Raw genomic sequence first — 20,904 nt, forward strand, 5'->3', positions numbered from 1 at the left:
ACGACGCCGCAAGCGCTCACCCACAGGAGCTGAGGCCACCAAGCTACCGAGGAGGTCTTAAAGTCCTCGGCGCCGCGACTCCTGGCGGTGGTCACTTGCTACCCAGGTGGGCTGTGGCGGTCCTCGTCTATGCTATCCTCATAGTTGGAGCGGTCTCACTGGCGGCCCACCCCTACGCCAGAGGCTCAACAGACTGGGGCGTCCTAGTTAATGGGGACTACAGGCTGCTCTACTTCAGCCCCAGGGACCTCGCAATGGCGCTGACATCTGATAACGGCACCCTGCTCTACGCTAATGGGGAGTGGCTTAAGGTCAACATGAGCTCAACGGCGGCGTGCTCATACAGCGGGGAGGTCGCGCTGGCCGGCTCCCTGGGCGGCAGGCCAGCCCTTGCAATAGTAAGCGGCGGCCGCGCGCTCTACTACGTCATTAACGTCAGCGGGGAGCTCACCGCCCTCTCCTGCTCAGGCCGCGCCATAGCGGCTGGGGGTATAGTCAACTCAACGCCTGTGCCCCCATATAATGTCATCGCTGTCACCCTCTCCGACGGGCGCCTGGCCGCCTACGAGGCTAACTTCACCACCTACTTCTACCCGCAGAGCGCCTCAGCCCTAGGTGACGGGGACGTCGCCATGACCTTTGGCAACGACTACGCCGTCGTGATTGGCCCCCGCGACCCGAGGGCCCTCGAGTACCCCTTCAACGTGACCCTGGACTACATAACTGGCTACGAGGGGGAGCCGCTGGCAGGCGGCATAATTACCTATCGCAGCGAGGAGTACGCGGCACTCATACTCAACGGGACGGCCTACCTCTACGACATCGACGCGAGCGCCGCCGCCATAGCTGCAACCCTCAACGGCCTGGCGGTCTACCTGAGGCCTCCGGCAGGCTGGGCCTCAGTCATGTACACCTCAGGCTTTAAGCCAGGGGCCGTCACGACCGCCGTCATGGACTACCCCTTCACGCTGACCGGCATCAGCACCTACATGCACGGCGTAGAGTTCGTGGGCCGGCTGCTGTCCCCGGCGGAGGGCTACGTGGGGATCTACGTTAACGGGACGGCGGAGGGCTACCTTGAGGCCAATGGAAGCGTCATAGGCTGGGTCGCATCATCAAGGCCGGCCGTCACGGTGCCCCAGCTGGTCACGTCAATAGCTGTGAGCCCCTCAGTCTACCCCCTGCAAACCACTGAGGTTGACCACTACGAGGCCGCCGGCAGGGCCTTGAGCGCCCCTGGGATCAGCTTCAGCGTGGTGAAGCTCGACTACGACATATATTATGATGCCGTCGGCTACTCTGTAGTTGCGATAATAATTGGAACCCTGATACTGGCCTTCGCCTCAGACCGCCATTAGTTAAAGCGTCACTGGGAGGACGTTATGAATATCCTGTCCTTCATGCTTATCAGCGCATCGGCAACCTCGGGCCTCATCATATAGTCCGGCGGCCTCTGGCCCTGGGACAGGAGCCTCCTTATCTCTGTGCCGCTTATCCTCCTCCTGTACTCCTCGCCGTGGGGGCATATCTTGTCGTTGACTATTGTGCCGCACTTGGTGCAGTAGAAGGCCTCCCTGAGGAAGAGCGGCGTTACGCCCAGGTCAGGGAAGTCCTCAAATATCTTCCAGGCGTCGTATGGGCCGTAGAAGGAGCCGACCCCGGCGTGGTCCCTGCCGACTATTATGTGGGTTGCCCCGAAGTTCTTCCTTATTATTGCGTGGTGTATGGCCTCCTTGGGGCCCGCGTAGACCATCTTCATCCTGAGGACGCTGAAGACGTAGCTCGACCTCGGGAAGTAGTCCCTCAGCAGGACCTCGTAGGACGACACTATGGCCTCGTCAGTGAAGTCGCCGAACTTCTTCCAGCCCACCAGGGGGTTCACGAAGAGGCCGTCGACGAAGCTGAGGGCTGCCTTCATGACATACTCGTGCCCCATGTGGGGGGCGTTCCTGGTCTGGAAGGCCGCGACGCTCCTCCAGCCCAGCTGCTCGAACAGCACCCTGGTCTCCTTGGGCCAGAGCCTGTACTTCTCAAACGGCTCGGGCAGCTCGGCGAACTGCTCCACCTTGCCGCCCACTAGGGCCTGCCCCTCCCTCTTCGCCAGGAGCGCCACGCCAGGGTGGGCCGGGTCAGAGGTCCCAAAGACCCTCTCGGCGAAAGCCTTCTTGTCCCACTGGTACGCGTCCTCCACGGTCATAACCGCGAACCTGGTGCCCTTGTAGCTCAGGGCCACGTCAGAGCCCAGCACCTCCTTCGCAAGCCTCGGCTCGACGTCCAGCACTATGGGTATTGTCCAGGGGAGGTCGTTGGTGAGCCTTGATGACCTTAGGACGCCCTCGTAATCTTCCTCAGTCATGAACCCCTCGAGGGGGCTGTAGACGCCGTGAGCTATGTTGGCCACGTCATATGCCAGGCTGGCGTGGAGCTCTATCATCGGCAGCTCGGCCGCCTCGCAGGAGAGCTTCTCGGCCCTCGGCCCCTCGCGACCCTGTCAATTAGCCTGCCGCCGTGAGGCGCTGACACCAAGGCTCTCACCTCATATGTAGCCCAGGCTCCTCAGCCTCTCCAGTATCTCCCTCCTCTCCTCCTCTGAGACCGCGCTCTGGGCCTTCTCCTTCTCCATGTCGCTCACCACCTCCCTCAGGACGTATGTGACGAACTGGGAGACGCTGCTGAACCCTGTGCCAGCTATGAGGGCCCTTATCCTCTCATAGAGCGGCGTCGGTATTGACACCGTGGTGTACCTGCCCCTCTCGCCCTGGGGCCTCCTGACCAAGCGTATCACCGCGCATCTAAGCGCGCTGGGGCATACTTAAGCTTAATTAAGCTTAATTAAAAGTCCCGCTTAAATGCTGGGCCCCCGGAGAGCTACCGGGTGTCAGCCCTGAGGGGCCTGGTGGTGTGGCTCACGGGCCTGCCCGGGAGCGGCAAGACAACTATAGCTACAGCAGCGGCCGAGAGGCTCAGGTCTATGGGCTACAGGGCCGAGGTGCTCGACGGCGACTGGTTCAGGGCTCACATAGACCCTGAGGCGGGGTACACGAGAGAGGAGAGAATCAAGCACCTGGCCAGGGTGGCCTGGGTAGCAAGGCTGCTCGCGAGGAACGGGGTCGTGGCGCTCTGTAGCTTCGTCTCCCCCTACAGGGAGGCCAGGGAGGAGGCGAGGAAAATAGTCTCTGAGGAGGCTGACTTCCTAGAGGTCTACGTCAGGTGCCCCCTGGAGGAGTGCATAAGGAGGGACCCGAAGGGGCTCTACAGGAGGGCGCTGGCCGGCGAGATAAAGAACTTCACAGGCGTGTCGGACCCCTACGAGGAGCCCCTGAGCCCCGACCTTGTGCTTGACACTGTTAAGAACAGCGCTAGCGAGAACGTTGAGAAGCTGGTTAATCTCATCACTTCAAGGCTCAGAGATAGCCGAGGCGCCTGAGCCTGTCCTTCACGGCCTCCTCGTCCTCCTTACTCATCGACGTGCCCCCCTGCTCCTCCAGCAGCTGTCTCAGCAGGAACTCGACGAGCTCGTCGACTGAGCTGAAGGTGCCCTGCTCCTCAACGTACTTCTTAGCCTTCTCGTAGAGGTCCTTTGGAACTGAGACCTGAGCCCTCTCGCCTGACACCTTAGTTCCCGCCCCTTCGCTGGCCTTAGGAGTTCAAAAGCTCATCGCCTTCAGTAGCACCTGCTGCCTCTCGCCCTCATCCTCTTCCTCCACATGACCCTGAAGAGGACCCTCGCAAGCTCAAGGAGCGGGAGCCAGAAGGTCAGCACTATCATGCGCGGCTCGTCAAGGGCTATGTGCTTTACGACGCTGTCGTTCAGGTTTGCCCTGTCCCTGTGAACCACGTATATGTTCTTGAACTCCAGGACGTGAAGGCAGCTGCTGTCGCTGAGCGTGGCCCTCCAGTTCCTCAGCTGCCCCCTGTACTTGCCGATGGAGGGCTCGAGGCATGCCTTCTCAGGGCTTGGCATCGAATCCTTTGGGACAATGTAGTCGACGTGATACGGCGCCTTAACCATCACCCTCTCGAGGGTCTCCCAGTCCATTGGACCGCCAGCAAGGCGTAATTCGCCTGGAAAAATAAATTGCTTGTGTGTGACCCTTGAGCGAGCAGTGCAGGGGGCTCACAAGGGCGGTGGCGGGCCTCATAGCCCTCGGCATGACGAAGGAGATGATAAAAACAACCCTTCACTATGACTTCAAGCTCGACCTGGGCGACAGCGACTTTGACGACCTCTACTCCCAGGCGGCCAGGTGCGTGGAGGAGGGCCTTGTGAGGGTAAGGAGCTGGTCTACGCCATTTAGGCCGGGCGACTGCAATGATGAGGTGGTCAGGGATGTGGGCTCCATGATACTGAGGGGGCTTGACCTTGAGCAGATAGTCGCTGAGACGCTGAGGAAGCACTACATGCTTAGGACGGGCAGCAGGTACAGGGTGCTGACGCAGAGGGACGTAGAGTACGCCTACGACGTGGCCCTGCTCTGCATCAAGGAGAAGCAGAGGAGGGCCGCTGAATGGGCGGAGGGAGTAAATCCAGCTGAGGAGAACGCCTAAGCCTGCCTTGAAGGTCTTACAGCAGGAGAAGGCTTGAGGAGGCCTAGCACTTTGACGATGCGAAGTATATGTCAAGAACGGCCCTCAGGTCCCTGAGCTCAAGCTCTGTCGGCATGGGGTTGTCCCTCCTCCTGCCGTCGACGTAGTCAGCGAAGGCCCTAACCTCCTCTGCTATCATGTCTTTCCTCGGAACCTCCACCCTCTGCCCGTTCACCACCAGGTCCCCGTGCCTTGCGAAGTACCTAAAGCCCCTGGACTCCATGAAAAGCCTAGAGCCCGGGTCCTCGTAGATTGACCCCCTGTCCCCGTAGACCTCTATTATCGGCACCCCCGGGGAGTCCTTGAAGGCCCAGCCGTACATGTAGACCCCCTTGGCGCCTGACCTGAAGTTAAATATTGCAATGCCGACGTCCTCACCCTCCATGTCAACGGCCCCGCTGCGGTATACCGTTGAGCACACGGAGGAGTAGTCGCCCATTGCGTTAAGCATGACGTGAATCATGTGTATGCCCCCATCTATCACGGCCCCGCCGCCCATCTGCTCCCTGACCTTCCTCCAGCCCCTCGGCTGGTTGAAGTGTATGTCCCTGACTATGGCCGTGTGGACCCTGCCTATTGACGGGAGGCGCCTGTAGAGCTCGTTGAAGGTCTCGTTGAAGTGGTAGTTCTCGGCAACCATGAACTTGAGGCTGTGCTCCTCGGCGGCCTTAACTATGGCCTCCGCCTCCTCCATGCTCCTCGCTATGGGCTTCTCAAGCATCACGTGCTTCCCCGCGCTGAAGGCCTTTAACGCCATGGGCATGTGAGCGTCGTGGCTGACCACTAGGTCAACCGCGTCCACTCCCGAGGAGAGCACGTCGTCGTAGTTTGTGAAGTGGCCCGCCGCCCCAAACCTCTCAGCCAGGGCCCTGGCCTCCTGCTCTGAGGAGCTGAAGGTGTAGTACTCTATGTCAAGGCCCTCATCCCTCAGCCTTGACATAGCCGCCAGGTGAACTGTGCCGAAGCCCCTGCTCCCCACAACCGCTATCCTCAAAAGTGCTCGCCGAGTTAAGTAAGAGGGCTGCCGCATAAAAGTTTAGCACTTACCTGCCTCCGAAGGAGGCCCTTTCTATGACGAAGCCCACCACCACGAACGGTATGCTGACGAAGACTATCATCAGGCCCGGGAACAGCAGCCACCACCACCAGCCGTTCAGCGCCGCGTTGTAGTCGTAGGCAGCGTCAAGTATCCCTCCCCACGTCACTATGTTGGCAGGCGCCACACCTATGAAGGCCAAGGTCTGGACGAGAAGTATGGCGCCCGGTATGCCAAGCACTGTGTAGGCCACTATGAAGGGCACCAGCCTTGGAAGGAAGTGCGTGAAGAAGGTCCTGTAGGACGGTATCCCCATCAGCCTGTCTGCCTCAACGAAGGTGTTAGTCCTTATGCTCTGGGCCGAGCTCCTGGCTATTATCGCGTAGCCGGGCCAGCTGAGGAAGGTTATCAACAGGACCTCAGACATTATTGTCAGGCTGGACTTGAGCATGATGCCCAGCGTGACCAGGAACGGGAGCACGGGCAGCGCCAAGATCACGGTGCTGAACCAGTTTAGCCCGGCGTCAGCCTTGCCGCCTAGGAAGCCCGCGAAGCCGCCAATGAAGACCCCTATTAGGACCCCCAGAAGCGACGTGACGACCCCTATCTCAAGGGCGTTGGGGAGCCCAAGCAGTATGCCCTGGAGTATGGGCCTGCCGTAGCTGTCGGTACCCATTAGGCCGTAGGCGTTGCCCAGGACCCTGACCTGGGCTGCATAGAACTTTGCAGGGCCTGAGGTCCCGATGAGAACTGTGACCGTGTAGGTCCCCTTCTCGGCGGGCCCTGCCGACTTCTCCGAGAAGTTGCTGAAGAGGGCTGTTGCCAACACTGACGTTGTCTGCAACGTTGGTACCTGGCCCGTCTTCTGAAGTATATAGGATAACAGGGCGCTGGTGACGTAGCTTAGGTCAAACGAGTATTTTGACACGGACGGGGTCTGCGAAAACGTTATCTGCGAGCCTGAGGGCTTCTTCCATAGGACCTGTATTGTCTGCATGGTGGTGTTTGCTGAGAACACGAAGACCACGTCCGTCGGGACCTTCTCAGAGCTCCAGTCAAAGCTGAACGTGAGCTCGTACTCATATATGTTGGAACTGCTGACGCTCCCGTACAACTTAACCTCCTTAGGGTTTAAGTAAAGCGACGGAGAGTACTGGGAGGGCTCCAGCGCGGCCATCCATGAGGGGGCCGCGTCCTCCGGATAGGTGTTCTCGTAGTACTGCGTGTTGTAAAGGTAGTTTGTCGACACGCTCTTGGGCCAGGTGCTCACGTAGACTGCAAGCCCAACAAAGAACAGTATGACTACGATAGCCGCCAGGGCGCTCTTGCTCCTGAAGAGGTACTTCAGGTAGAACTTGTATGTGGTCTCCTCAGCCATGGTTCATCACTCACCCTTGTCCAGCCCTAATCCTTGGGTCCAGGGCTCCCTTTATTATCTCGTTGAGGAACAGCGCTATTACCAGCACCAAGGTCAGCACGTAGGTTACGGCCATAACGGTCGCCTCGTCCTCCGCCATGACGGCCTCGTAGGTTAGTAGGCCAACGCCAGGCCACACGAAGACTATCTCCGTCGTGAGGCCGCCGCCGAATGAGAAGGCCAGCCAGAGCATGGCCTGTGTGGCTATTGACGGCGAGGCGGTCTTAAGTATGTGGCCGAACACTATCCTGTTCTCAGGCAGCCCCCTGGCCTTAGCTGTGAGCACGAAGTCCTCCTTCGTGGTGGCCAGCGCCAGGCTCCTGACTATGTAGGCGAAGCCCCCGAAGTTAACTATGAAGAACGCTAGCAGGGGCAGCACCATGTGGTCCAGCAGGCTGGCCACGTACTCCAGCGGCTCCTTGGAGAAGGTAAGCCCCACGCTCACTATGCCGCCCGGCGGGAACCAGTGCATGCCGTAGGCGAGCCCGGCTATGAGGAGGAATCCTATCCACCAGGTCGGCAGGCTCTGGTGAATTACGCCTATCACCGGTATAGCCTTGTCATACGCTGAGCCCTGATACCTTGCTGCAAGCACTCCCAGTATGACGCCAACTATGACTACTATCACTGTGGCTGTTGTGAACAGCAGTATGGTCCTTGGCAGCGCCACAGCTATTATCTGAGCTATGTTATTAGAAGTCGTATAGCCTGAGTAGCTGACGCCTGGTGGGGTCACGCCGAAGTGGAACATCAGCAGGTTCTTCATCTGAAGCGCCAGCTTTACAATGAAGGGCTGGTTAAGCCCGTAGGCCGCCGCAAGCGACTCCTCGTACTTCTCCACCTCCAGGTTTATCTGAGTCATGTTTAGGGTCCCCTGGTGGTGTCTTATAAGCTGAGTCTTGAGCTGCAGGCCGGCGTACTGCACGTAGTCCTTGTAAAGCTTCTGTACCGCAGGGTAGGTGAAGCCGTAAAGTATAAGCATTGCTGCAAAGAGCACAGTAATGTATATAACTGCGCTCTTTGCCAAAAAAGCCTTATATCCCATTAGGCGATGTCACCCCCTGGCCCCTCACTTCCTCCGGGCCAGGAGGGCGACCACAGCTATTATAACTATTACTATCACGACTATACCCACTATCAGTGTAGTTGACACTGTTGGGGCAGGCTTTGTTGATGTTGTTGTGGATGGTGTTGTGGTGACCGGGGTTGTGGTTGTGGACGTTGTGGTGGTTGTGAATGTTGTGGTTGTGGACGTTGTGGTGGTGACTGTTGTAGTTGTGGTTGTAGTAGTTGATGTTGACGTTGTAGTTGTGGTTGTAGTTGGCGTGTAGACGGTTATTGGCACCTTAGTTGGGTTCATTAGTATGTTGTTGGGCGTGTAGGCCCAGAGCACGAGGTTGTAGCTTCCAGGCGTCAGAGTGCTTGGCACAGTTATGGTGGCAGTGCCGTTGGTACCGCTGGTCACGTTCTCCTGCGCAACTACAGCGCCCTCAGGGGTGACGAACTGGGCTATAACGAAGACGCCAGACTGCGGCGTAGTCTGGCTGGTGCCGTCAGGCGTACCATAGACTGTTGCGCTTATAGTGCCTCCAATTGGCACCGCGCCCATCAGCGGCAGGCTAACGTGTATGCTATATATCATTGGCGTTGAGAGCAGCGCGCTTGGCACCGGGACGTTGAAGTATGGGTTCCTTACCAGCTTGGCGTACTGGCCGGGCTGGTAGGCAACCAGCATATATGGACCCTCGCCTATCACAGCGTTGCCGTAGGTGTTGATGTAGTTGATAGCGTCCGTGTAGGCTTCATGGGCGAAGGTAGTGTTTACCAGGGGCACGCCGCTGAGCTGTTGGACCTCCAGCAGGCCCTCAGGTATGTAGCCCGTCGAGTTATCCTGCTCGAGGTAGCTGAGCACGTGGCTGATATCCGTTGGGTTCACCAGGTTGAGCCAGTCAATTCCCTTGCTGGTGGCCGTGTCCGAGCTCCATGCGGCCTCGCCGTTGGCAACCACCTGGGACATCGCCGTGTAGAGGGGCCACGGCATCATGCCGCCTCCGGGCTCAGCGAAGCCAAGCGGCAGGAAGTCACCTATTGTGATTAGCGCTGCATAAGCAGGGTTGAACCACCAGGCCGTGCTCCAGATCTCTATTGACGTGCTGTTGATCACCTGGAAGCCAACTATCTGCTGCAGGCTGGGGCTGTAGACGGATGATGCATAGGTGTCGAATATTGGGCTGCTGCTCGAGAGGCTCACGTTAGCGGCTATGAGGTACTGCTCTATGATGTCAGCCAGGCTTATGGGCTGGCCGTCAACGAACCTGTCGTACTGCATCAGGGGCGCGAAGTTAACTATCACTGCCACCTTCGCGTAGGTGCCCGAGGGCACGTGGACCACCTGCATGCTGGTGGCGTTGTACATAAGGGCTGACGTGGGCACAGGTACGGTCGCGTTCACGCTGAGGTTAACAAGCTTGTAGGTAATGCCAGCTGGCACTGGGAAGGCGTTGCCAGGTACGTAGTACGTTATTGGCAGGAAGACGCCAGCTGCCGTGGCCACGCTGTAGGAGTCTGTCCACCCTGCCACGGGGTTCATTGAGCCCATGGCCAGGTGCCTAACTCCTATGGTCAGCGTCCCGGACGGCGTCCTAGCGTTGAGGAAGCTGAACGGAGTCATCAGCCCCTCCACGTAGTTCGGCACCAGGCCCGTTACCATGTTGCTGTTGACAAATATCGGTATGAGGCTCATGCCCAGGCCTATCCTTATAGCTGATATAATGCCGTAGTAAGTCATAGTGTTGACGTACTCATAGTACTGCTGCTCCGTTGAGAATTGGCTCTCCGCAAGCCTTAGGCTCAGGTTGTCAATTATGTTAAGCTCCTGGGTCAGCTTGGGCTCCTGTATGTTGGTCGTGTTGACCCCGATGCCCCAGGCCGTGCCGTAGGCGTCGCTGGCCGGCAGGTAGCCGAAAGCTGCCCCGTAGAACTCACCGGGCAGGCTCCAGTCGTAGTACCCGTAGGTGCCTCCCCAGGCCTCTATGAGCACGTTCCAGTCGGTCTCGTTAGGCACCATGCTGTATATGTCGGTTATCTCCTTCTGCAGGTTGCCAGTCACCTCGTAGACCTGGAAGCCGAGGTCCTCGAGCTGCTTTATCAGGAACGTGGCGTAGATGTACCTGACGGTAGTGTCGGTCCTGACGAATACGTATATGACCACGGGCTGGCCGTTGGGGTAGTACCACTGGCCGTTCTTATAGACGTAGCCGTGGGCCGTCAGGGTCTTGTATATAGTCTCATTGGCGTATGAGGGGTCGTAGGTTATGTTCGCGAACCTGTCTGTGACGTTTGAGGTAGTGAGCATCTCGTACTCCCCGCCGTAGACTGATATGGTGGGTATCCCGTAGCCGCCGAGCACGTCGTTAACGAAGTAGCTCCTGTCGACTACGTAGTTCAGCGCGAACCTGACGCTCTGGTAGTAGAACGGGTTGAGGACCTCCTGGCCGCTCGGGTTCTCTATGTACTCTACTGGGTTCAGGAGCACGTCGTAGAACGTCGAAGGCATCTCATAGGCCACAGCGCCGGAGGGCAGCGAGCTTATCTTGTAGGGCGGCAATGCGTAGTCGTAGAAAGCTATGTAGCCGTGGCTGAAGTCCGCTATGCCCTGCGTGTCGGAGCCCACGTAGCTCTTCAGGGTTATAGATGAGACGGGCTGGCCCGTCGCCTGCGCCCTGACAACTCCAAGGGGCAGGAGGACGGCCAGGCCGAAGACTAGGAACAGCGAGGCAACTAAAAGGACCTTCAACGCGTGCCGCATACTACCACGCTAGCTACTTCTGGAGGCCGCGAGGGGATTTATTTGCTAGCTTTTGTGAAGACTATGCACTACCTATTAACTTATCATATAATCAACCAAAACGTCATATAACTTTAAGTAATGCTAGCTCTTTGTAATTATTTGTCTGTAACCTTTTTACGTAACTGCTCGTTATTTTAATCGCTTCTAATCTTTAACGCTATTAAGCAGGCTGAGGCTGTATGACTAATCAATTTTATGAGCTTTTATGCTAACATTAGATCGGAGGCGCCACCGTGAAGTCGATGAGCAGTCGCGAGGTGGAGGAGGCGCCCTGTGAAGCTCCCGCGTCGTGGCTGGGAGCTGTGCTCCCTAACCTAGGCGCGGGGAGGGGTGAGGAGTGATGAGGCCGAGCGGCTAATAGTCGCGAGAGGCGACTATTAGTCACAATGAAGGCCGAACTCTCACAGCCACGCGCATAAGGGCAAAAATCAACCTGTCACGCGCTCCAGCGCTCACCGGAGCCTCTTTTAAGCCTTACGGGCAGGCATTAGCTAGGCGCCTGCAGCCAGGCGACGGCCTTGAAGGTGCTAGTGATAGCCAGCGGAGGCGGCCACACGGGCCACGCAGTTGCGCTTGCCGAGAGGCTGGTTGAGCTTGGGGCCCAGGTTGACTTTGTCGTCCCCAGGGGCGACGGGTGGAGCGAGGGGCAGGTCTCAGCCCTGGGCAGGGTAGTGGCGAGGACCCCTAAGTTCCTCGACCCAGGGGAGGGCCCCTGGCTCGGCGTCCTGAGGGCCCCCTCAGCCCTCCTGAGGGCCTTAGCTGAGGTCCCAGGGGGCTATGATGTTGCCGTGGCCAGCGGGAGCAGCCACAGCATAGCAGCGGGCGCGGCGGCGAGGCTTAAGGGGGCCTCCCTCGTGACCCTTGAGGCCACGGAGAGGTTCCTGGAGCCAAGCAGGGCCGTGAAGGTGCTGTCCCCAATTTCAAGGCTTGTTGCCCTCCAGTGGGAGGAGCAGAGGGCATTCTCCCGCAGGGGGGTCGTGGTGGGCCCCCTCCTCGGCAAAGTCCACTACAGGGTGAGGGACGAGGGGTACGTGCTCGTCACGGCTGGCAGCTACGGCTACAGGAGGCTCTTCGACGCCGCCTCCTCCTCAGCCCTGAGGGGCAGGCTTGTCATACAGACTGGCAGGGTCGACCCAGGCCCCTACAGGGGCGCGGGGGTTAAGGCCTTCAGCTTCGACCCAAACCTTGAGGACTTGATAGCCGGCGCCTCCGCCGTAGTTACGCACTTCGGCAGGACGGCCGTTGAGGCGGCCTGCAAGTACGGGAAGCCCACTGTGCTGGCACCCAACACCGAGTGGGTCTGGATGAGGGACCCGAAGAGGATGAGGGAGGCTGAGATGATGGCAAAGAGGATAGGGGCGGTCCTCCTGCCCCCTGAGGACGTCACCCCCGATGGCGTGGAGAGGGCCGTGGAGGAGGCCATTAACAGGCCGCCGGCCAGCTGCGAGGACGGCTCCATAAGGCTAGCCCAGATAATAACCTCCTGGGCCAATGAGGGGAGGGCGTGAGCATGCTCTTCATAGTGACGGGCGGGGCCGGGTTCATAGGGGGCAGGCTGGTTGACCTGCTCCTCAGCGAAGGCCACTCTGTGATAGTTGTTGACGACCTGTCGACCGGGAGGGCAGAGAACGTGCCCCCTGGTGCCAGGCTCATCGTTGGCGACGTCAGCGATATAGACGTCATGAACAGGGCTGAGACCATGGCCAAGGGAGAGGAGGTCGCCATAGCCCACCTGGCGGCGGTATCCGGCGTCGTTGAGGCCAGGGACAACCCGGTCAGGGCCGTGAGGGCAAACGTGCTGGGCACCGAGGTCGTCCTGGAGGCTGCTAGGAGGCTCGACGCTCACGTCGCCATAGCCAGCAGCGCCGCGGTCTACGGCGACGTTGAGAGGGTGCCAGTGAGCGAGGACGCGCCGCTGAGGCCGAGCAGCCTCTACGGCCTCACCAAGGTGATCTCTGAGCAGCTGGCCCAGCAGGCCTACAGGGACTACGGCGTCAGGTCTGCCCACCTCAGGCTCTTCAACGTCTACGGGCCGAGGATGAGGAGGGGGCCCTACGCCAGCGTAATCTATAACTTCATAGAGGCCGCCCTCAGGGGCCTCAGGCCAGTCATATACGGCGACGGCAGGAGCACCAGGGACTTCGTCTTCGTTGACGACGTCGCGAGGGCCTTTGAGCTAGCTTCAGCCAGGAAGGCCACGGGCCCCATCAACATAGGCACCGGGAGGGAGGTCAGCGTCCTTGAGCTCCTTAACGCTGTAGCCTCGCTGGCCAGGGTCAAGATAGTCCCTGAGTTCAGGGAGCCGAGGCCCGGGGACATAAGGAGGAGCTGCGCTGACATAAGCAGGGCCAGGGAGGTCCTGGGCTGGGAGCCAAGGGTCAGCCTTGAGGAGGGCCTGAGGCTAACAATAGAGTACATGAAGGGCTCAGGACCTTGAGCCCCTCCACTCGTACCTCTTTATTATAAGCTTAGGCAGGGAGAGGAGGCCTGCGACCAGGTATATCGCTATGGCGGCGGGCAGCGGCCTAACCTGCCTGCCAGCCTTTGAGATGGCGCTTACGTAGTAGGCCGCGCTCGGCAGGAACCAGGCGGCCGACCACGCTAAGGTCCAGGTCAGAAGCTGAGGGTGAAGCCTCGCCACAGCGAGTATGCCGAGCCAGGGCGTTAGCAGGTAGCCCCAGGCTGGCATTATTAGGAAGAGCAGAAGGGGCCAGGTGTTCCTAACCCCCCTGAGCGCAGTGAACGTGGCCAGCATGGAGCCCCTCACCCACCTCTCCTTCTGCCTTATGACGGCGGCCAGGGACGTCAGCGGCTCCTCAAGCACCGGGGCCCCCTCGACGAAGGCTATACTCTTGCCCCTCCCCATGAGCTTCGCAGAGAGGTCCAGGTCCTCTGTGGGCGCCCAGGGCGTCCAGAGGCCCACCTCCTCCAGGTCCTCCCTCCTGACGAAGTACCCTGTGCCAGTTATCCAGGCAGAGCCCGCGAAGCCAATTAGGGCCGGCGCCAGCACCCTGTTGTAGAGGGCCATCTCGGCCCCCTGGCCCCTTATGTAGGCCCCAGCGAAGGTCCTCTTAGCCTCGGGGGGCATGACAAGCTCCCTGGGCATCTGGGCGGCCGCGAAGCCCAGGCTGATGGCCCTGACGGCCCTCGATATCATGTCCGGGGGCGCCGCCCCGTCAGCGTCAAGAACCCCTATGACGTCGCCCTCGGCCAGGCTGAAGGCCCTGTTGAGGGCTACCGGCTTGCCCCTCGCCCTCCCGTCGCCGAGGGACAGCTTGACCCTCACCCCGTTTACGGCGGCCTCGGCCCCGTCCACCTTCCTGAGCCCAAGCCTCGCCAGGGGCCCGTCAAGGGTAGGGTCGTCGGGCTCCCCAGCGATTATCACCTCATAGAGGTCCTTTTCATAGTCCTGTGCAAGGAGGGAGTTAACAGTCCTGAGGAGCCTCTCGCCCTCCCTGTACGTCGGAACTATTACTGAGACCCTGGGCCTCTCAGGGAGGTGCTGGGCGGCGCTGAGGGGCCTGCCCCTGGGGAGGCCGTGAAATATTATGACGAGCTCAACCACGAGCGCCAGTCCGACCGTTATTGCGCTCCCTGCGGCGTAGGCCATGAGGGCCTTCGAGGCTGAGAGCGTGAGGTGGATGCTCTGCAGGTACTGGTGGAAGGTGCTTATGATCTGCTGGCTGCTGAGCGTCGTCAGGTCACTCAAAGCAACCCCCTTTCGCCCTCATCTGGGCAGCCTTAAACTTAAAAGCGTTGAGGCCCTTTCGACTAAGCTTAAAAAGGTAGCTATATTATATTAACTAAAAATAAAATAAGGTAGACCGGCGCCCGAGCTGTTATGCCTGCTGGCCGGACTTCAGCTCAGATATCCTCTTGTCTACTGCCCTCAGCTCCTCATCCAGCCACGACCTGAGGTCCTCAAGGTAGAGCCTGTAGGCCTGCAGGCTCCTCAGCTCGGACTCCCTGTCATACACGGGCACCGCTGCCCAGTAGGTCCATCCAGGCCTCTCCCACGGCGGCAGGTACGCGAAGGGCCCGTGCCCAGGCCAGGGTCCTGCCCACGAGCGCCTCCACCAGCCCATATCGCTCACCCGACTCGAATATACGATACAGGCCTATTAAGCTTTTCTGTCGCAGCTCAGGGAAGTCTGAGGGCCAGGTACATGAAAAATATATAGACATGCAGGGCCACAAGCTGGACGGGACTGTATGCAAGCTGCAGGTGGTGCGCCTTGCTTTCAAGGGTCAAGGTGTCCTTTGAGAGCGTGACGAGAGACGACAGGGAGGCCGTGCTATCGATGCTAAGGGGGGCGCCTGAGCTGGCTCACGTGAACATAGAGCCAACCTTTGACAGGTGGCTCAGGGAGGGGCTCTTCATAAAGGCGGTTGACGCGGACAACAGGATAGTCGGCGTTATACATGCCAGGCAGCTCGAGGACTCCTACTGGCTCGAGGGCATAGCCGTTAGCAACGACATAAGGAGGAAGGGGGTGGGGAGGCAGCTGGCCCTCCACGTCATTGAGCTCACGGGGGGCAGGACCTTCAGGGTCATGGCAAGCGAGAGGAACGTGCCCTCGAACGCCCTGGCGCTGTCGCTCGGCTTCAAGGAGGTGGACAGGGTGTACTTCTCTGACGGCGCCTCGTACTCAGCCCCGGAGCTGGCCTCGAGGCTTGGCCTCTCCCAGGGGGGAGCCGACGACCTGCCGGGCCCGGGGTTCGTGGACTCCTGGACCTGGAGGCCGATAGCGCTCTACAGGGGCAGGACCTTCAGGGGCAGCGGGGTCGTAGTGCTTGAGACAGACCCGCCCTTCTTCGCCGCGGGCGACGCTGAGGGCTACAGGAGGTTCTCAAGGCAGAGGGGGAGCTACTCGGAGGCATTCATAGTTTACGAGCTGAGAAAGCCTTAGAGGAACAGCGCCAGAGCCACGGCCCCAACTGCCGCCTGGAGGCACATGAGGCCTATTGTCACGCCGCGCTCCGTGGCCCTGCCCCTGAGGGCCCTCTGGAGCCTCAGCATCACGTGAGTTAAGCTGTAGGACCTGTCGTAGGGAGGGCTCAGGGAGCCGTCGCCGTTTACAACGCCGAAGTTCTCCTTGTAGACGCCGTGGGACAGCCCCCTGACGAAGAGGATAAGCTCAACGTAGTAGAGCAGGTACATGAAGAGGCCGAAGGCAGCTATGTCGCCGAGGACCACTACGCCGGCGTAGTAGGCCCCCACGGCGTACGTCATGGTGTTCCCCGGGAACACCTTGGCTGGGTACCAGTTGTATATTAGGAAGCCCAGGAGGCCGGCCACCATTATGAGGGAGAGGTAGGCCGTCATCCAGAGGCCCTTGGCTATGGCAAAGGCCGCCGTGAAGGAGTACAGCATGACCCCCATGCCTGCCTCGAGGCCGTTGTAGCCGGCTATCATGTTGTAGGCGTTTGAGGCGCCCATAACTCCTATAGGCACTACTACCAGGGGGAAGAGTAGGCCCAGGTATATCTCGTGGAGTATCGGCACGTGGACTATGTACCCGTTGTACTTGGCTATCATGAGGGGCAGGGCCGCCGGTATGGTTGAGAGCACCCTAACGAGGGGCGGTATGCCCTTCTTCCACCCCAGTATGTCATCTAGGAGCCCAATGAGGCCTGTGAGCATGAGCAGGGAGACCATTGAGAAGATGGGCAGGGGCTCGTATGGCGACCCGTTGACGAAGGTGTTTATGGCCTCCATGACAAGGAGGCCCAGGGCCACGCCAACTATGACCCAGAGCCCTCCAGCCTCAGCCGCCTTCCTCCTGTCGGCCTTGTTCATGTCAGACCCAACGAGGCCCCTGGACCTCGCGACCTCTATCCACGGGGGCTCGAAGGCCACCACTGAGCCGAAGGCGACCAGCGAAGATATCAGCGCCACAAGGGCCTCCTGAAGCAAACGCGTCAGCCCCAGGGCATCAGGCCCCTTGGCATTTTATTTAATCATGGACAGGAGCCCAGTGGCACGCCTATCTCCTTGGCCCTCTCTATCACCCTGGCAGGCAGCGATGACACTTCAAAGCAGGGCCTTGACCTCACGTCCTCCTCAATCATCCTGAGGCCCACCTCCCTCAGGTCGTCCGTGCCGTAGAGCTCCCTGGCCCTCCGCCTCACGGCCTTCATGGCCACCTCGACGCCCTGGGAGGAGGCTATGGAGTGGAACCCCACGTCCCTGGAGAGCCTCTTCCGCGCCAAAACCTCGGGCCTCCTGACCCCCGTGAGGTGAAGCCCCAGAGGGGCCGAGGAAAGCCTCCTCCTGAAGTAGTAAGGTGGAGCAAAGAGGTAATCGTCTCTGCCATCCCAGAGGTACTTAAGCCTCCTGGAGTAGGTAAAGGCGAAGTGCTCCTCGTGATACCTGTCAGCCCTGCACCTGTGGCTCAGGTCTCCGCAGAGCGTTATGAAGGGCCAGTAGAGGAGCACATACTTGTCCCTCCCCTCACCCTCCACGAAGGTCCTGAGGAGCTTCCCAAGTCCCTCAAAGGCTATGAAGTCCGAGTCCCACATGAGGACGTAGCGGTACTTAGACTCCCTGAGGGCCAGTCCCTTAGCCTCTGCCCAACCCTGGGGAGGGTACTGCCTCACAACCCTAATACCAAGCCCTGACCTGGCCTCCTCAAGCGCCTTCTCAGTTTCGTCCCAGGGGTCGGAGGAGTCAACGACCAGGACCTCGTCAGCCATTGAGGCGGCGTCCTCGAGGGCTAGGGGGAGCCAGTCGGGGTCGTTGTAAACTAAGACTGCAGCGGTTATGCCAAGGGGTCTTCCCTCCCTTGAGGGGCTCACTAGCCTGAGGCCGCTCGCGATATAGGCTAAGGCGTTATAAGTGGCCCACGTGACCCTTCTGCCCAGCAGCCTCCTAAGCCACTTAACTGCGACGGTTGCCAAGGCTCCCTGGCCGTTGAAAGGCTGACGGTTAAGTTTAAATCCATATGAAAGCTCGTACTGCTGTGCCTTGTGATCCGCGCGGAGATGTCCCTCCGCTGGCGGCGCTGAGGGCGTCCACAGGTGCAATCAAGTGCCGTTAGCAGGGGGGCTCACAGATTAATAGTCCAGCCGTTCCAGGCCAGCTGGGACTAGCCGTTGGAGTGGGACAGCGTCATCAGGGTTGTCCTCTCAATGCCGCCCCACAGGGACCTGGCGCTTGCAAAGCTCAGCGTCCCAAGGCCCCAGGCCTCCGGCTTCAGGAGGAGGTGGCTGGCGGAGCCCAGGGGGCAGAGGGCCGACTGGGAGAGGGTGATGCCTGACGGCAGGTCCATACACGTGAGGGAGTACAGGGACTTCTACCTTGTGCACTGGGACGTTGCCTCCCCCTCAAGGAGCGCCGTGAAGCACCTGGTCTACGACGCGCCGCACTGGCTTGTCATAGCGGCGGCCGCGGGCCTCACCGCCCTTGGGGCCCTGATGGGTCCAGGGGCCAAGGTCAGCGCGCTCGGCAGCCTGATGGCTTTTGGGAGGGTGCTTCTCAGCTACAGAAGGCCCCAGGCCGTCGAGGCGCTCGTCACGCCCCTGATGACTACGGGCTGAGCTCAGTGGTTGTTAGCCCCGAGCTGCTCAAGTATGGCCCTGGGCCAGGCTCAGAGGTCCTCGAGGTCCCGGGACCCCTGAGCGAGGCCGTCGTAAGGAGGAGGGTTAACAGGTTCCTCGTTGAGCTCCAGGACGGCAGGCCCTGTCACCTTCACGACCCTGGGAGGCTGCAGGATCTCATCTACCCCGGCGCCAGGGTGCTCGTGAGGCCCACCAGGGGCGTCAGGACGAGCTGCTCAGTGACGGCCTCCTGGGCCGGCGAGGCCGCCGGGTGGGTCCTGATAGACAGCAGGTTCCACTCTGACGTAGCGGCAAGGTTCCTGCCCCCGGGCGCCGAGAGGGAGGTGCGGGTCGGGCGCAGTAGGCTCGACTTCAGGCTGGGCGACGTCTACGTTGAGGTCAAGGGCTGCACGCTGGCCAAGGGCGGCGTGGCGCTCTTCCCTGACGCCCCAACCGAGAGGGGGGCCAGGCACGTGCGCGAGCTCGAGGAGCTGGCCTCCAGCGGCCACGGGGCCATGCTGATGGTCCTTGATATGAGGAGCGACGCCACGTGTTTCTCCCCTAACTGGGAGACGGACCCCAAGTTCGCGGGGGCGTTACTTGAGGCCCTCCGCAAGGGGGTCGCTCTGAGGGTTCTCAAGTTTGCCTTCAGGCCGCCGCACCTCATTTATATTGGCGACATAGGTCTCTGCCCAGGGGCCCTGTTTAAAGGGGCCGGGGCGCAGCCGAGGCAGGGGCTGCCTTGAGGGTCTGCGTCGCAGTTGACAAGGACGGCAAGGTAGTGGTGTCGTCAAGGGCTGAGCTGATGGCGCTGGGGGAGCTTGATGGGAACTCCGTCAGGGTTGAGAAAACAGTTGGCAACCCAGCCCTCAGGGCCAGGGAGAGGAGGCCCACCTTCATAAGGGCCTGCGGTGAGGCTGGGGCTGAGGCCGTGATAGCAGCCCACGGCTCCTTCTGCGTGCCGTCCTTCGCTGAGGCCAGGAGGCTCGGCCTGAAGCTAATGGTTGGCGACGGCCCTGCAGGAAGCCTAAGCCTGAGGAGGGCGGGCCCCTGGGAGGCCATGTACTCGAGCGCGCTGGCAGTCGCCGAGAGGCTCAGAGGGCACTAGCTTACCTGCCAAGGATAAGCTCCTCCAGGAGCCCCCTGACCCTGGTTATGTCAATGATCCCCATGTCGCCCCTGCTCACCGTGCCCTCAGGGTCATACACTGAGAGCACCCCGAGCCAGTCGTGCATGGAGTCGTCAGGCCCCTTGTCGTTCCTGTCCATGTAGTTGGAGGGCCAGCCGACTGTGCCTATGGGCCTCCAGTTGAGGTCGTCAAGGTAGACCGTGAGGTCAGGGGCGTCGCCCCTGGCCACCGGGTATATCTCCTGCGGCTCGTAGGCCTCGTTCCTCCACGCCTCGCCGTTGGGCCCCCTTATCCTTGAGACTGCCTGCTTGACCTCCTTCACAAGGCCCTCAAGCTCCTCCCTGCCCACTATGCCGTGGGGCTCCCTGCCCCTCACGTTGAAGAAGAAGCGGGAGTAGTAGCCTCCCCAGGCCCACACCCTCGTGTGGTCCCAGTCTATCATGTCAAAGGTCAGGTCCTGGCCCGGCGCCCTGGGCCTCTCCCTGAGCTTAAGGTAGCCCTCCTCCTCGAGCCACTGGTTTATGGCGAAGGCCCCGTGCATGGACTTAGTGCCGTGGTCGCTCGCTATTACAACTATAGAGTCCTTGAGTGGGCCCCTCACCATGTCCTCAAGCCAGGAGTCCACCACGCTGTAGACCTCAGGTATGGCCCTGCTGTAGACCTCGTGGTAGGTGTGCCTCGGGTGCCTCTCGTCGAAGTACTTCCAGAAGGCGTGGTGGGCCCTGTCCACGCCTATCTCAACGTATATGAAGGCGTCCCAGGCCCTCCTCTCAGCTAGGTACTTAACTATCCTGCCGTGGTTCTCCACCATTGAGAGCAGGTCGAGCCTCGCCCTGTCCCTGTCCTCGGTCCTGAAGACTATGTCAAAGATGGGGTCCCCTACCTGGGACTCGAGATCCTGCTTCAGCCACGGCGGCCACGTGTAGGGCCTCTGGGGCCCTGGGGTGTTGAAGTCCGTCACCATGAAGCCGTTAACGGGCTTAGGGGGGTAGGTGGGGGGCACGCCGAAGAGGCCGAACCTCAGCCCCCTCCTGCCCAGGTCGTCCCATATGGCCGGCTCCCTCACGTCCTGGGATGTCACTACGTAGGAGTCAAATGTGCCCGGCCTCCTGTGCCTGAAGCCGTAGACACCCAGCTCCCCGGGGCTCTTCCCCGTGAACATGACCATCCAGGCCGGCACGGTTATAGGCGGGTGGCATGTTCTCATGAGGTAGCGGGCTGATTCCTCAACTAGGCCCCTTATGAACTTGAAGCCTCCCCCGTCGTGGCCCTCGTAGAGCACGTAGGGGGGCAGGGAGTCAAGGCCCAGCACGAACAGCCTCCTTGGCAAGGCTCCTCGCCTGCGG

The 20,904-nt window shown here is 60.3% G+C and carries 21 protein-coding genes and 1 pseudogene; 9 read left to right on the top strand and 13 right to left on the bottom strand.

The features are described 5' to 3' along the window. The first annotated feature begins 95 nt into the window (after nt 1–95). A complete protein-coding gene (locus tag SE86_RS01050) occupies nt 96–1,358 on the top strand; it encodes a hypothetical protein (protein WP_117353923.1) in 1,263 nt (420 codons plus the stop codon). Nucleotides 1,359–1,366: 8 nt separating this feature from the next. Here SE86_RS01050 and sat read toward each other — a convergent pair. Continuing rightward, nucleotides 1,367–2,526, bottom strand: a pseudogene (gene sat, locus SE86_RS01055) (sulfate adenylyltransferase). 10 nt (nt 2,527–2,536) lie between these two features. Beyond that, entirely contained in the window at nt 2,537–2,776 is a 240-nt protein-coding gene (locus SE86_RS01060; RefSeq protein WP_117353924.1) for a hypothetical protein, read from the bottom strand. A 99-nt stretch (nt 2,777–2,875) separates the two neighbouring features. On the opposite strand from SE86_RS01060, the gene cysC reads away from it, so the two are divergent. Then, nucleotides 2,876–3,427, top strand: coding sequence for an adenylyl-sulfate kinase (gene cysC, locus SE86_RS01065; RefSeq protein ID WP_117353925.1), 552 nt, complete (start codon nt 2,876–2,878; stop codon nt 3,425–3,427). Here the strand turns inward: cysC and SE86_RS01070 are convergent. Further along, on the bottom strand, nt 3,405–3,614 hold the full coding sequence (locus SE86_RS01070) for a CopG family transcriptional regulator (RefSeq protein WP_117353926.1): 210 nt from the start codon (nt 3,612–3,614) through the stop codon (nt 3,405–3,407). The genes cysC and SE86_RS01070 overlap by 23 nt on opposite strands. A gap of 50 nt (nt 3,615–3,664) precedes the next feature. Next, on the bottom strand, nt 3,665–4,039 hold the full coding sequence (locus SE86_RS01075) for a hypothetical protein (RefSeq protein ID WP_117353927.1): 375 nt from the start codon (nt 4,037–4,039) through the stop codon (nt 3,665–3,667). A 56-nt stretch (nt 4,040–4,095) separates the two neighbouring features. Here SE86_RS01075 and SE86_RS01080 point away from each other — a divergent pair, with 56 nt between their 5' ends. After that, entirely contained in the window at nt 4,096–4,548 is a 453-nt protein-coding gene (locus SE86_RS01080) for a hypothetical protein (protein ID WP_117353928.1), read from the top strand. A gap of 43 nt (nt 4,549–4,591) precedes the next feature. Here SE86_RS01080 and SE86_RS01085 read toward each other — a convergent pair whose 3' ends face one another. Genes SE86_RS01085 through SE86_RS01100 form a run of 4 tightly spaced genes read right to left on the bottom strand, consistent with a single transcriptional unit; the run spans nt 4,592 to nt 10,836 of the window. After that, nucleotides 4,592–5,581: a Gfo/Idh/MocA family oxidoreductase gene (locus SE86_RS01085; RefSeq protein WP_117353929.1), complete on the bottom strand. Its 990-nt coding sequence runs from the start codon at nt 5,579–5,581 to the stop codon at nt 4,592–4,594. A gap of 49 nt (nt 5,582–5,630) precedes the next feature. Beyond that, a complete protein-coding gene (locus SE86_RS01090; RefSeq protein ID WP_117353930.1) occupies nt 5,631–7,001 on the bottom strand; it encodes an ABC transporter permease in 1,371 nt (456 codons plus the stop codon). Between the two features lie 10 nt (nt 7,002–7,011). Beyond that, a complete protein-coding gene (locus SE86_RS01095) occupies nt 7,012–8,067 on the bottom strand; it encodes an ABC transporter permease (protein WP_211096622.1) in 1,056 nt (351 codons plus the stop codon). A gap of 42 nt (nt 8,068–8,109) precedes the next feature. Beyond that, nucleotides 8,110–10,836 carry an ABC transporter substrate-binding protein gene (locus SE86_RS01100; RefSeq protein ID WP_158543064.1) on the bottom strand — a complete coding sequence of 909 codons (2,727 nt, stop codon included), beginning with the start codon at nt 10,834–10,836 and terminating at the stop codon, nt 8,110–8,112. A gap of 578 nt (nt 10,837–11,414) precedes the next feature. Here SE86_RS01100 and SE86_RS01105 point away from each other — a divergent pair. Both SE86_RS01105 and SE86_RS01110 read left to right on the top strand, forming a co-directional pair. Beyond that, a complete protein-coding gene (locus tag SE86_RS01105) occupies nt 11,415–12,398 on the top strand; it encodes a glycosyltransferase (RefSeq protein ID WP_236747383.1) in 984 nt (327 codons plus the stop codon). Between the two features lie 2 nt (nt 12,399–12,400). Then, nucleotides 12,401–13,327, top strand: coding sequence for a GDP-mannose 4,6-dehydratase (locus SE86_RS01110; protein WP_236747384.1), 927 nt, complete (start codon nt 12,401–12,403; stop codon nt 13,325–13,327). Here the strand turns inward: SE86_RS01110 and SE86_RS01115 are convergent. Continuing rightward, the gene (locus SE86_RS01115) at nt 13,316–14,599 is read right to left on the bottom strand and encodes a glycosyltransferase family 2 protein (protein ID WP_117353935.1); all 1,284 of its coding nucleotides are present in this window, start codon (nt 14,597–14,599) and stop codon (nt 13,316–13,318) included. The genes SE86_RS01110 and SE86_RS01115 overlap by 12 nt on opposite strands. 130 nt (nt 14,600–14,729) lie before the next feature. Next, the gene (locus tag SE86_RS01120) at nt 14,730–14,975 is read right to left on the bottom strand and encodes a DUF5320 domain-containing protein (protein WP_117353936.1); all 246 of its coding nucleotides are present in this window, start codon (nt 14,973–14,975) and stop codon (nt 14,730–14,732) included. 150 nt (nt 14,976–15,125) lie between these two features. Between SE86_RS01120 and SE86_RS01125 the strand changes: the two genes are divergently transcribed. After that, nucleotides 15,126–15,800 (top strand): GNAT family N-acetyltransferase, encoded by a 675-nt coding sequence (locus SE86_RS01125; RefSeq protein WP_117353937.1) that lies wholly within the window; start codon nt 15,126–15,128, stop codon nt 15,798–15,800. On the opposite strand, the gene SE86_RS01130 is transcribed toward SE86_RS01125, so the two are convergent. Beyond that, nucleotides 15,797–16,807, bottom strand: a complete 1,011-nt coding sequence (locus tag SE86_RS01130; protein WP_117353938.1) for a glycosyltransferase 4 family protein — start codon at nt 16,805–16,807, stop codon at nt 15,797–15,799. The two genes, SE86_RS01125 and SE86_RS01130, sit on opposite strands and share 4 nt — an antisense overlap. Nucleotides 16,808–16,851: 44 nt before the next feature. Beyond that, entirely contained in the window at nt 16,852–17,790 is a 939-nt protein-coding gene (locus SE86_RS01135; protein WP_158543065.1) for a glycosyltransferase family 2 protein, read from the bottom strand. 195 nt (nt 17,791–17,985) lie between these two features. Between SE86_RS01135 and SE86_RS01140 the strand changes: the two genes are divergently transcribed. Genes SE86_RS01140 through SE86_RS01150 form a run of 3 tightly spaced genes read left to right on the top strand, consistent with a single transcriptional unit; the run spans nt 17,986 to nt 19,537 of the window. Beyond that, the gene (locus tag SE86_RS01140; protein ID WP_117353940.1) at nt 17,986–18,429 is read left to right on the top strand and encodes a hypothetical protein; all 444 of its coding nucleotides are present in this window, start codon (nt 17,986–17,988) and stop codon (nt 18,427–18,429) included. A 5-nt stretch (nt 18,430–18,434) separates the two neighbouring features. Further along, the gene (gene sfsA, locus SE86_RS01145; protein ID WP_211096623.1) at nt 18,435–19,175 is read left to right on the top strand and encodes a DNA/RNA nuclease SfsA; all 741 of its coding nucleotides are present in this window, start codon (nt 18,435–18,437) and stop codon (nt 19,173–19,175) included. Continuing rightward, nucleotides 19,172–19,537, top strand: coding sequence for a hypothetical protein (locus SE86_RS01150; RefSeq protein WP_117353941.1), 366 nt, complete (start codon nt 19,172–19,174; stop codon nt 19,535–19,537). The genes sfsA and SE86_RS01150 overlap by 4 nt, the downstream gene beginning before the upstream one ends. Before the next feature lies 1 nt (nt 19,538). Here the strand turns inward: SE86_RS01150 and SE86_RS01155 are convergent, their stop codons facing one another. Beyond that, nucleotides 19,539–20,888 carry an alkaline phosphatase family protein gene (locus SE86_RS01155; protein ID WP_117353942.1) on the bottom strand — a complete coding sequence of 450 codons (1,350 nt, stop codon included), beginning with the start codon at nt 20,886–20,888 and terminating at the stop codon, nt 19,539–19,541. Between the last annotated feature and the right edge of the window lie 16 nt (nt 20,889–20,904).

The sequence above is a fragment of the Acidilobus sp. 7A genome (assembly GCF_003431325.1).
GTDB lineage: Archaea > Thermoproteota > Thermoprotei_A > Sulfolobales > Acidilobaceae > Acidilobus.